The 8,641-nt window shown below is 41.8% G+C and carries 6 protein-coding genes; 1 reads left to right on the forward strand and 5 read right to left on the reverse strand.

All coding sequences use genetic code 11. The features are described from left to right. Positions 1 to 288: 288 nt before the first annotated feature. Positions 289 to 1,344, reverse strand: coding sequence for a porin (locus tag AB4496_RS02250; protein ID WP_017097026.1), 1,056 nt, complete (start codon positions 1,342 to 1,344; stop codon positions 289 to 291). 510 nt (positions 1,345 to 1,854) lie between these two features. Then, positions 1,855 to 3,207, reverse strand: coding sequence for a molecular chaperone (gene yegD / locus AB4496_RS02255; protein ID WP_009845669.1), 1,353 nt, complete (start codon positions 3,205 to 3,207; stop codon positions 1,855 to 1,857). Between the two features lie 424 nt (positions 3,208 to 3,631). Between yegD and AB4496_RS02260 the strand changes: the two genes are divergently transcribed. Beyond that, positions 3,632 to 3,940 (forward strand): DUF1289 domain-containing protein, encoded by a 309-nt coding sequence (locus tag AB4496_RS02260; protein WP_009845670.1) that lies wholly within the window; start codon positions 3,632 to 3,634, stop codon positions 3,938 to 3,940. A 202-nt stretch (positions 3,941 to 4,142) separates the two neighbouring features. Here AB4496_RS02260 and AB4496_RS02265 read toward each other — a convergent pair whose 3' ends face one another. From AB4496_RS02265 to AB4496_RS02275, 3 genes are all read right to left on the reverse strand, one after another. After that, on the reverse strand, positions 4,143 to 4,493 hold the full coding sequence (locus tag AB4496_RS02265) for a HopJ type III effector protein (protein WP_009845671.1): 351 nt from the start codon (positions 4,491 to 4,493) through the stop codon (positions 4,143 to 4,145). A 104-nt stretch (positions 4,494 to 4,597) separates the two neighbouring features. Next, a complete protein-coding gene (gene luxQ / locus AB4496_RS02270; RefSeq protein ID WP_009845672.1) occupies positions 4,598 to 7,171 on the reverse strand; it encodes a quorum-sensing autoinducer 2 sensor kinase/phosphatase LuxQ in 2,574 nt (857 codons plus the stop codon). Further along, complete coding sequence (locus tag AB4496_RS02275) at positions 7,171 to 8,265, reverse strand: substrate-binding domain-containing protein (protein ID WP_009845673.1); 1,095 nt, start codon at positions 8,263 to 8,265, stop codon at positions 7,171 to 7,173. The genes luxQ and AB4496_RS02275 overlap by 1 nt, the downstream gene beginning before the upstream one ends. Positions 8,266 to 8,641 lie beyond the last annotated feature (376 nt).

Consider the following 8,641-nt stretch of genomic DNA (forward strand, 5'->3'; position numbering starts at 1 on the left):
CAATTAAATGATTTAAATACTTTTATTCGAAGATCGCGACGTATAAGAACTAATGACAAGAGCCTTAGCTACGTAGATCATCGCTGCGTAGACCATAGCTACGTAGATGAAATAAATGGCTGGGTAACATGAAGGAAAAGCTAAAACAGATGCGTATAGAACGAAAGCAGCCCTCTCAAACCAAAAGGCTTGAGAGGGCTTAGCATGGTGTCTAGGACAGTATCCGAAAAGGTAAATTTAAGGAGTAAACACTATGCATAATAGTGGTCAAACTCAATGAGTCGCGACTTATAGGTAGAAACGAGCACCAATAGTCCACTTGTCGTCAGTTTTTCTGTTGTCAGCATCGTTTAGATCAAACTGATAGCCAGTGTAGCCAACAACATTACTCGTAAAGTTGTATTCAGCTTGTAGAGCTAGCTCTTCACGGTCAGTTTGTGTTGCCGCGCCTTTCGTCGCTTCGCCTTCAACAACTTCGTAGTTAACGCTTAAGTTTAAGCTGTTCGCTAAAGCGTAAGCCGCTAGCAATTCATATGCATCACTTTCTTCAAGGCCTACGTTCATGTTTTCGTTTGAAGCGTAGATACCTGCTAGGTATAAACCTGAGCCGTAAGAACCGTATGCAGCAGAAACTAGGTGAGATTCAGCCGTCTTAGAAACACCACCCTCTTTGAAGTCACCAGTGTTGAAGGCATAACCCAATTTAACACCAGCGATTGAGTAACCAAGAGTCGCTTGAATACGGTCATCGTAAGACACCGTTGAACGAGTAGTAACAACAACACCACCAAGAACGTTTTCAGTGTCAGTCGTTACGTCATTGCTGCCCTGCCAACCTAGACCAAAGCTAAGCTCACCCGCTTCACCAAAATCAAATCCGTTGCGGTAACTTGCCATTTTGTCTGCACGACCAGTACCTAGAGCACCGTGGTTGTCGTATAAGAAATCGTTCGCGAAAGCGATCGGCATATCAGTAGCTGAAGCTACATCGTAGTATGGCGCCCACTGCGTACCTGCAACAGCACGACCTAGCTCATCATGAGTTAAACCTACGTAACCAAGACGAGTAGTAAACGATTCGTCACCACCGTTTAGGTAATTAAGCGCCCATTCGCCTTTAGCGTCAGCTGTGAAGCCATTGCCTAATTCTTGCGTAGCATTAAAGTTGATGCGTGGTGAGTTTGTACCAACATCCGTATCGCCTTTCTCTGAACCATTCAGGTTTACAGAAACGTGACCACCAACAGAGAAGGCTGTACCGTCTTCGTTATAAAGCTCTACCGCAACTGCCTGTGTACCAAATACTGCACCAGAAATTGCTAGCGCTAAAAGTTTCTTATTCATTGTCATATCCATTTGTAACTGGGAGAGTGATTCCATAACAACCTCGTACTTACGAAGAGGTTGTTACCTGCATTTAACAAGTGGGAAAACACTAATATACGACTGCCAAAAAAGTTGCATTAAAATATATAAAATAAAAAAAATCGCGCTATAAAAACAAAAAACATCATTAAAAACAAAGTATTAAAAACAAACCTCAAGCTAATTTTTGGTATTCTTTGATATAAAAACCTTTGATTTTTTGATTTTCCAATCATAAAAACAGCATTAGACACTTAAGCTACAAACGACTTTCCAGACCATTCTGCGACATACCATTAACCTAGAAACATCCTGTAACATAATGAGCCGTACTGAAATATTTAGCCTTGTGAAACAATTCCCAATTTGAACTAGGATAAGTTGCTTTATTAATTATTGGCTATTGCTTTATTGAAAGTTCACTAGAGAAAATACAAAAAAAGGGCAACCAATCCGTGACTGGTTGCCCTAATACAAGTTAGTACATTCTTATTTGAAGCAAACCTCAGCCCAACGTGCTAGGCCTGAAGTTACGGAACCAAAATAGTTACCACTCACAATTGGCACATTCGGTACGGCTTGTTGTACTGCTTCTCGAAGAATAGGAGAACGGGCAGAACCACCCGTCATGTAGATGACATCTGGCTTTTTCTGACCTTGTTGAATCGCTTCTTTAACCAATTCAATCATCTTAGATTTTGGCGTTTCAATCGCTTCAATCATCTGCTCAACGGAGATATCCACTTCAATCAGCTCTGATGCAACATTGATTGCTGTTCGATATTGGGAGGATTCTGCCAATGCAATCTTGGCTTCTTCCGCCCGACGCACAATGCTGTAACCTAAAGTATCGTGATAGACCTTCATTAAACGGTCTAACTTTTGAGGCTCTGAAGCTTCTTTACGAAGTAACTTTAACGCGGCTAGGTTTTCCCTTGAATAGAAGTTTTTTTGAGCTTCTACATTGTTTATCGCAATTGGATTCCAGAATTGAGTCAACGGCATATCGATACCCGAAATACCCTTACTACCCATACCGAAAGGTGACATCAATTGTTTGAAGGCAAGGTAAATATCAAGATCATTACCCCCTACCCTTTGTCCACTGTGTGCTAACAAGCTTTGGGTGCGGTTCGCTTTACCAGACCAACTTGGCCCCATTTCTAACAATGAGCAATCGGTGGTACCACCACCAATATCGACAACCAATACCGTTTGGTTCTCAGTCAGAGTACTTTCGTAATCAAGGCCTGCAGCGACCGGTTCAAACTGAAAAGCGATATCAAGGAAACCTGCACGTTTGGCTGCACGTGAGAGTATATCTTCGGCTTGTCGGTTTGCTTCTTCACCACCACGACCGTGGAAGTTAATTGGTCGCCCAATAACAGCTTGTTTGATCGGCTCTTGAGTCGTGATTTCAGCTTGATGCTTGATATTCGCCATCATGGCGCACACTAAATCTTCGAAGAAACTCACCTGAACATCATGCAATCCACTGGCACCAAGGAAAGACTTAGGGGACTTAACGTAATAAACGTCACGAGGGTCTTCCAAATAAAGGTCCAATGCAGCCTGACCAAATGCCATGTCTTCTGGCACTAGGTCGATACTCTCTTCTCGGTTCAGAGCGATAGCACGTCGCAACACCTGCTCACCAATCGCATCACTCGGTTTGATATTCAAATGGCGAAATAGGTGCTCAGAAACGCTCTCACGAGTAGGTGCAAATACCGTTGAGGGAATATAATGGTTGCTACCTTCTAATGGTAACAGGCTTGGTTCTCCATCAACCATCGCCGCGACAGAACAGTTCGCTGTTCCATAATCAAACCCAATAAACATAATATCCCCCACTCAACAAAAGGGGCGAGATGCTACATGAAAAGCCTTTAAATTACGAGGTCATTTGTCGATTTTACTTAGGGTCTGTTGACCTTTCGTGGTTAAATTTTTGTTCGAGATAGAATCGTTTTAGGCGCGGCAAGATGTATGTAGCCTAGTCATTCTAAGTAAATACATCTTAACAAAGTATAAAACGATTCTAACCGAACCCTTCGGGCAGCCTTTGTGGTTCATTTCTACTGTGTTATCGGCTTCTCATGTAGGCTAGCTACACTTCAAAGCCTCTGCCTTGTAGAAATTTCCCACAAAGTGCTGCAAAAATCAGCTCGAAAGATCAACAGACCCTTGTGTTTTTGGTTTGATGACTCTTAAAAAGGAAACAAATATGCTACATTTCAGCCCAAATGAATCATGGGTTAGATAGATGAAAACACCTTGCCGAGCGGCTTGTAAAAATAATGGCGGAATGTGCAGTGGCTGCTTTCGAACAATGGATGAAATTATAGGTTGGAAAGGCTTATCTGAAGACGAACGAACGTCAGTCATGGATAACCTTAGTGGCGAGAGTTCGACTCACCAATGTCCGCAGTGTCATGAGCCAGCTCAATGCGATATTAGTGCGGGTAAAGAGACGTGTTGGTGTTTTGAGTTAGAGAAGCGTGATACTAGCAACATTCCAAAAACTGGTGCGTGCATGTGCCGTAAATGCCTGTCTGCCTTGCCTATTCAGTAGCTTACGAACCTAGTCAATAGTTTTCATACATAATCAAAAGCTTGCAAACATAATCAATAGCTTACAAAGCTACTCAGCAGCTTACGAGCCTGTTCATCATATACAAAAAAGCGAGAGGTTGTTCTCTCGCTTCAAGATACGACATTAAGTTTCGACCTACTACTTACTACTTACTACTTACTAATAGTTATCTAGTTAGTGGTTACTTCGATTTTGCAATCAGCGCAGGCTGAGAAAACTGTACTCCGCTCCAGCCATGAGTCATGAAGTTACGAATATTTTGATGGTCAGTGTTCTCGGGAAAACCTAATACGTCATTACGATAAAATTGACCAAAACAAGCAAGTATTTGCTCTGCAGATAGACCTTGCTCTAAACCAAAAGCAAAAATCTTACACGAACCATTATTCTGCCCAGCGGCATTCACTACATCGCCATTACGAAATTCACTCTCAGCAAAATCATAATGAGCTTCTATCACTTTTATTGTGTCTTCAAATTGCACGCTTTCTGGGGTATCAGCCAGAGTATTCAATAAGGTTTGCAGTTCCATTTAATATTTCTCCATCAAGTACATATCTGAAGCAGTGTATCTTGTTTTTCAGCAAGAGTAAGCCGTTGTTTCCTTGAATCAGTGACTCACTTTCTAGCTTCGACTTAATGCTGAGTATCATCCCAGTACAGTTGTTTGAAATGAACAAAAGCTTTGTGCAACGACGCTTCTTTTATCGGTTTTACGATCACATAATTTGCTCCAGCAGCCATGAACCTTTCTCTTGTTGACTCTTGAGCATCGGCAGTACACGCATAAATCGGAGCTGTTACGCCAATTTGCTCTCTTAGTTGCTGAGTGGTTTCAATTCCACCCAGATTAGGGAGTTGATTATCCATTAAGATAAGATCGTAAACCGTGCTTTTTGCTAGCTCTATCGCTTCCAAGCCACCTTTTGCCCAAGTAACCACCATCCCATACTTTTTGCAAAATGCCTGTGCGATAAAGGCGTTGGTGTGATTATCTTCCACTAGCAGCACTTTCAACGAACGATTAAACAACGCCTCAGGCTCCATGTCGGCTTGTTTCTTAACGTCGGCTAACAGAGGCTTGGAGTGTAACTCCACTGGGATTTCTACAATGAACTCAGACCCCTGATCTTTAACGCTTCGGACTTGAATGTCTCCCTCCAGCATATCGACAAGATTCTTTACAATCGTAAGCCCAAGTCCTGAACCGCCATACTCCCGAGTCGTCGTTTCTTCTGCTTGAACAAAAGGTTCAAAAATAGCATCGATCTTACTCTCATCAATACCGATGCCACTGTCTTTTACTCGAACAATCAAGCTAGCGTAATCAGTATTCAAGATACTTTCGATTTCAAAACTGACGGAAATACTGCCTTGATGAGTGAACTTAAGGGCGTTGCTCAGTAAATTAAACATGATCTGGTTCAAGCGAACCTGGTCGGTGTGTATTTTGATGTCATCAACCAAGTGATTCACAATGGTGAACTCGACGGATTTATCCTCACAAAGTGGGCGATAGATGCTATCTAAGGTGTTAACTAACTCTCCTAAGAGGAAATCTTTCTTCTGAATATTAAATTGTCCCTGCTCTATCTTAGAGAAGTCCAAAATATCGTTTAGTACCGCCAGTAGATGTTCTGCACTATGGCAAAGTACATCAACCTGATCACGGTTATCTTCATCGTGTATTGAACGTTTAAGCAACTGAGAGACACCGAGGATACCATTCAATGGCGTACGAATTTCGTGACTCATTTTAGCGAGGAAGTCTGCACGCACACTGGCAAGATGCTCTGCCTCTTCACGCGCTCGATCTGCCTGTCTTTCTGCTTCTATAAGTTTAGTAATATCTTGACCTTGCACCACCACACCGGTAATGCCGTGTTCAACTCGGATTGCAGACATGTTCCAGCGAAAAACCTTCTCGCCGATTGGCACGTTAATGCCCGTTAGTTTAGAGCCTTGAACCACCATCTGGATATTCGGCAACATACGGAGCTCAAACTCTCGAGCCATTGCACCATAGTTATCATCTTCATCAAATAGCGCCATACGAGCCGCTGGGTTCATCTGAATTAAGTCACCTTTTTCGGACCAAACCAAAATTGGAGAATGCGCAAAATTAAACAGATCTTGAAATTTTTGGTGTTGCTCAGATAAGCGCTCAAAAGTATCTTCCAACGTGCAGCCAATGTGGTGAAATTCGAAAATATTTGAACCATCAAACTTGCTGAACTCTTCATTACCACTTGCAGAACGAGTGAATTCCATTAACTTATCAAGTTCTGCCGCGACTCTTCTTTGAATCCAAGATCGCGCAAGGAAAGACATGATGATGATCACCACAATCATAACAATGATGGTACGTTCATAATTATCTTCGAGTGCAATGAGGTTAGTGTTTTTCTGGATCGCGCGAATGGTTAGGGGGGTTTCAACAGCATTGATCTTAATGGTTGCAATAGTGACGAAATGACGAGGTAGCTGCTCGTACATTTCATAGCTGAGGACGTCTTTTATCGTATAGCTTTCATCGCCACTGAATGTCGATGTCACCGGAGTACCATGCGCTTCAATAACGATATTTTCGCAATTGCTGCCTTGCTGGATAGATTCAGCCAATGAAAAATTGTTGTCGAGCACAATAGCGACATAAAGCTGCCCTAGAACTTCACCGGTTTTGTTATCAACAATAGGGGTTCGACGAGCCAACAAATGACGCTTACCGATATCCGTAGTCAGCTGAATGAAGTGCCAGTTACTGCTAAAAGCGACCTCATCAGATATATGTTTTAAACTAGATTCATCCAAACCATAGAACTGCCCATTGCCATCTTCCCAAGCTAAACCATTATAAGTTGAAACAAAACGCAAATCAGGAGCATAATCAGGCTCACGTTGGTCAACACCATAAAAAAAGTAGCTCAGAGCCTCTTCATTGTTGGTATCAAAATACTCCCTTAAAGTTTCACTGTGTGAGCTACTGTCTTGATGGATTTGCAGCACTGACAATCGATAATCGAACATGTTTTGGATCAAGCTAGAAGTTTGCTTAACCGTTCTATTCGTCTCTTGCTTAACGATCCTACTGCTTGTTTCATAGTTATGAATAAGCACGCCAAGCGCCATCACGCCAATCACTAAAATAATGATACGCGTAATTAATTTGGCTAAAGTGTTCTTTGGTGTAATGGCGTAGCTTTTTTTCATTATTGGTCTGAGTACCTAAATGCTCGCTGCTTAAGTTCTAAAATACGATCTGGAGAATCCTCTTTAGTCACAATTTCAAACTCACCTGAATAAACGGTAGGAACTTCCAACCCGGTAAGATCCCATTTAATTGCCTCTGCCATCGCAATACCCGTATCATCATTCATGCGCATGACCGTAACATCTAAGTCGCCCCTTGCTATAGCTTCCAATTCTGCAGAGCCGCCTCCCCAGCCATTAACTAAGACATCTCGACCAGATTCTCGAATAGCTTCTGCTGCGCCCAGAGCAACATCCGTTGAGCATGCATAAATAAAGTTTAGATCCTTATCGTTAGCTAGGCTGATTTTAGCTGCTTGGTAACCGCTCTCTTTACTTGATTTTGTGTAAAACGACGACTTAAGAGCAAAGTTAGTATCAGAATTCACATCATGGATAAAGGTATCTCCACGAGCATCACTAATATAACCTTCAGAACGATATAACACAGAATACTTGCTGTCCGGTTCACTCACTTGTTTGAAGTAATCCGCTAGCTTTAAACTCCCCGTCATATGGTCGAAACCCACGTACATGAACGGCTGCCTATCGGCCCATGCACGTACTGGTGTGGTAATATTTTGCAAAATCAACTTGGTGTCCGTTGAGCTCAACACATGTTCAATAAACTTACGGTGTCGCGTCGTCTCTAACGTGAAAATCAAATAATCCGTTTTATTTTCAATCGCTTCTTGCAAAGAGATACTCTGCTGAGAGGGGTTAGCATTATCACGAGTAAAAACCTGATTTATTTGATAATTGATCCTCAATTTATCTAGGCGTTTCTCAAAGGCTTGGATATTACGAACCCAATAATCAGAGATCTGTTGCCCCGGGTACACAACTGAAATCGTGATAGGTTCATCCTGAACTTGCCTCAATGGCACAGGGGGATTTTGCACAGCTTCAACCATTTTATCGGTCAATGCTTTTTGCTCTGGAAATTTAGTGAGGTAATCCTGATATTCCCAATAGCCATTCAGGACGTGGGTACCGTGGGAGAGAGCAGACGCAGAAAACACGGCAACTCCCAATAATATAAGTAAACGTTTCATATTTTTCTCGTTTTATATGAGCTACTTTGGCTCATTTTTTTAACCTAGCATGACACCATCTCTTTGTATGGCTGAAAGATATTATGTAGGACAACGAGGATAAATGATAGCGTCTAATACTAATTGGAATGTCATTCTAAATGTGCAGTGTGTAAATTTGGAATAGAGACTAAGATTAATGAGTCCTAAGATAAAACAACTCAATTGAAAGTAAAAACATTACCATTTAATCAATAACTTAAGTGGTAACCTTGCAACAATTAACGTGACTAACATTCAGCCGAGAATAAGAACTCTAACGATAAGTTACGATACTGGAATATACTGAATTTTGTCTTGTTGCCACTCAATGATTAGTTTGAGTGATACTAATTTT

This window comes from Vibrio sp. 10N.222.46.A1, from assembly GCF_041473595.1.
GTDB lineage: Bacteria > Pseudomonadota > Gammaproteobacteria > Enterobacterales > Vibrionaceae > Vibrio > Vibrio tasmaniensis_A.